This is a genomic window from Gammaproteobacteria bacterium (genome assembly GCA_003696665.1).
In the GTDB taxonomy this organism is placed as follows: domain Bacteria; phylum Pseudomonadota; class Gammaproteobacteria; order Enterobacterales.
Window position 1 is genome coordinate 1 of the sequence record RFGJ01000659.1, and the last position, 1,853, is coordinate 1,853.

Annotated in this window: 3 protein-coding genes; all 3 read left to right on the forward strand. The window is 49.1% G+C overall.

What is annotated here, in order from left to right; all coding sequences use genetic code 11:
• Entirely contained in the window at positions 1-471 is a 471-nt protein-coding gene (locus D6694_15755; protein ID RMH33063.1) for a GNAT family N-acetyltransferase, read from the forward strand.
• Positions 471-950: a hypothetical protein gene (locus D6694_15760; GenBank protein ID RMH33064.1), complete on the forward strand. Its 480-nt coding sequence runs from the start codon at positions 471-473 to the stop codon at positions 948-950. The genes D6694_15755 and D6694_15760 overlap by 1 nt, the downstream gene beginning before the upstream one ends.
• A gap of 55 nt (positions 951-1,005) precedes the next feature.
• On the forward strand, positions 1,006-1,853 hold an 848-nt coding region (locus D6694_15765), incomplete at its 3' end, for an MATE family efflux transporter (protein ID RMH33065.1).

A 1,853-nucleotide genomic window follows, 5' to 3' on the forward strand; every position in this document is an offset into this window, starting at 1 on the left:
ATGTACTCAATTCAGCTGGTTGACTGGACCAGCGCTGCCTCTCAGATAAAAGAAGTTCGCGAAAAAGTTTTTGTCATCGAACAAAGACTTGACTGGAGTTTGGTTGAAGATTCATACGACACCGACAGCCTACATGTTTTGGCGCTATCTGCCGAAGGTAACAGCATTGGCTGTGGTCGAATCAAACCTTCAGGCCATCTTGGACGGCTCGCGGTACTGCTTCCTTGGCGACATGTTGGTGTTGGTAGCCAGATAGTGCAGACACTTGTAGGTGTCGCCGGACAAGCGAACTTTAATGAATTGCATTTGCACTCGACACTCAATTTAATGAATTACTTCTCTCGGTTTCAATTTGTGCCCAATGGACCGGTTTTTATGGAATGGGGCCGTCCGACACAACGCATGATACGGCCACTGGTCTCCCCTCACGTCACTGTTGCCCAACGTCAATTTGCCGGCACAACGCGCTAATGGATAACGAAAACTCCACGTCGTCTATTCGACGCCAAAACCAAATCGCGTTTCGAAAGGTGCTGACAGACAGCCAGACGACCTTTCGATGGTTGAGTCTCGCATTAGAGCCTTTGGTCACCGACGACCGTGAGATCATTGATACATTTTTGGCGGTGGCTAAAACCCACCCCAAACTTATTTTCCAAATTATCGTCGCCGATGACCACTTGCTACATTTCAAACGACACCGATTGATCGGATTAATGCAACGACTTTCGTCATCTTTCGAGGTTCGACGCTATCACAGTCCAGACAATTGCCCACTGACCACTGCCTTCGCAATGAGCGACTCAAGTGCGTATGTGCGCCCTATCGCCACCCAATGGCACTGTGAGCTTGTGACAGAACCCGCTCAATTGAAGTCGTTGGAAACACAGTTTCTCGAACATTGGCATATGGCGGAAAGATTTAACCCATTCCAACGACTCAACCTGTAGTGACACCACACCAATATCGGTATAATCGTCGCCCCATTCCGACGAGAGCCATTGTGTGTCCTGGATTAAAGAACAACTGCCCAAATTGATTCGTCTCGCTGTCCCCGCTGTGCTGGCACAGGCCGCACAAATGGGTCTTGGCTTCATTGACATCATGATGGCAGGCCATCACAGCGCACAGACCTTGGCTGCGGTGTCGGTTGGCTCGAATGTGTTCATCCCCATTGTTGTCATCATGATGGGATTTCTACTTGGCATCAACCCAATGGCCGCCAGTGCGCGCGCACGCCGAAATTTTCGTGAACTCGCTCGTCTATTGCACACAGGACTGGGCATTGCGCTTATTTTGGGTACGCTTTGCTGGTGGGTGCTCAAAAATCCAAGCTGGCTACTTGGTCAACTTGATTTACCACCAACGCTGCACGATGGTGCTGTCGACTACCTTCGCGCCATCGCTTTGGCTGGGTGGCCCATGCTATTGTTTTTGGTCTTCCGCTTTTTCAATGAAGGTTTGTTTTCCAACAAACAAGTCATGTTGGTGAGCTTTTCAGCACTGCCGCTAAATGCCCTGATCAATTATTACTTTTTATTCCATTATCAACTCGGCCCCTATGGGCTTGGTCTCGCAACCGCCATTTCATACGCTTTCATGTTCATCACGATGGCAATCTATACGTTGACAGCCAAACGATATTTCCGCATTCAGATTTATCTGACCCGCACATTCGGCGACTATAGTACGATGCGATCAATGCTAAAAATTGGTACGCCCATCGCTATCTCGCTCGGCATGGAGGTCACCTTGTTTGCCGGCATTGGCTTGTTAATTGCTCGTTATGGTGACGTCGTTGTCTCTGGCCATCAAATTGCGCTTAACGTTGCTTCAATGGCGTTCATGATACC